Below are 1,007 nucleotides of genomic sequence, written 5' to 3'. Positions count from 1 at the left end.
CTAGTGCCGCATCAGGCAACGTTCGCCCTGTCGACGACGGCGCGTAGGTGCCGGTCGTCGGCGTGGCGGTTTCGCCAGATGATGTAGCGGCGGATCATGCTGCCCTGTTCCTTGTGGTCGGCGTGGTCGGTGCCGTCGAGGGTGAAGTAGCGCAGGGCCGTGAACTGGGCCTCGATCCGGTTCAGCCAGGAGGAGTTCGTCGGCGTGTAGGCGATCTCAACGTTGTTCGCCGCCGCCCATGTGCCGACCCGTTGACATCTCTTCGTGGTCAGGTGCGGCGAGAAGTTGTCGCAGACGATCGCGATCCGCACCGTCGGAGGGTAGAGGGTGCGCAGGTAGCGGCAGAACTCCAGGAACTGGGTGCGCCGCTTGAGCGGTTTGATGTGGCCGTAGAGCTTGTCCTTGGCCAGGTCCAGGGCGGCGAACAGGTGCCGCACTCCGCCGTAGCGGTTGTAGGTCGCCCGACGCCGTCGGCGGGGCTCACGGTCGGGGTCCTTGTCCTTGCCGCCGCGCTCGGCCCACTGCCGGCCCGGGTGGGGCATCAGGTTGAGCGGCCCGAACTCGTCCATGCAGAAAATGACTTCGGGCTCGCCGTCCTCGGGTATGACCTCGCCGTCGGCGATCGCGTAGAGGTGCTCGACGCGGGCCTTCTTGGCCGCGTAGTCCGGATCGCGGGAGGTCTTCCAGGTCTTCAGGCGTTGAAAGGAGACGCCTTCCTCGCGGAGCAGGATGCGCAGGCCCTCGTGGCTGATGTCGTCGACCACCCCCTCGGCGACCAGGAAGTCCGCCAGCTTGGTCAGACTCCAGGTCGAGAACGGCAGGTCGTGCTCGGCCGGCTTGGACTTGGCGATCTTCTTGATCTCCCGGCGTTCCGGCAGTGTGAAGGTCTCGGGCCGTCCGCCCTTGTACTTCGGATACAGCGAGTCGAAGCCGTCCGTGTTGAAGTCGTGGATCACGTCGCGGACCCGGTCCGCGCTGGTGAAGGTGACCTCGGCGATCCTCGCCAC

Annotated in this window: 1 protein-coding gene; it reads right to left on the bottom strand. The window is 66.1% G+C overall.

From position 1 onward, the window contains the following. Positions 1–11: 11 nt before the first annotated feature. A partial coding sequence (locus ACFUJR_RS39410) for an IS630 family transposase (protein ID WP_383181814.1) occupies positions 12–1,007 on the bottom strand: 996 nt, incomplete at its 5' end.

It is taken from the genome of Streptomyces sp. NPDC057271 (genome assembly GCF_042668715.1).
Lineage (GTDB): Bacteria > Actinomycetota > Actinomycetes > Streptomycetales > Streptomycetaceae > Streptomyces.
The sequence above is the reverse complement of the archived record's forward strand: the minus strand, read 5'-3'. Positions and strand labels throughout refer to the sequence as shown.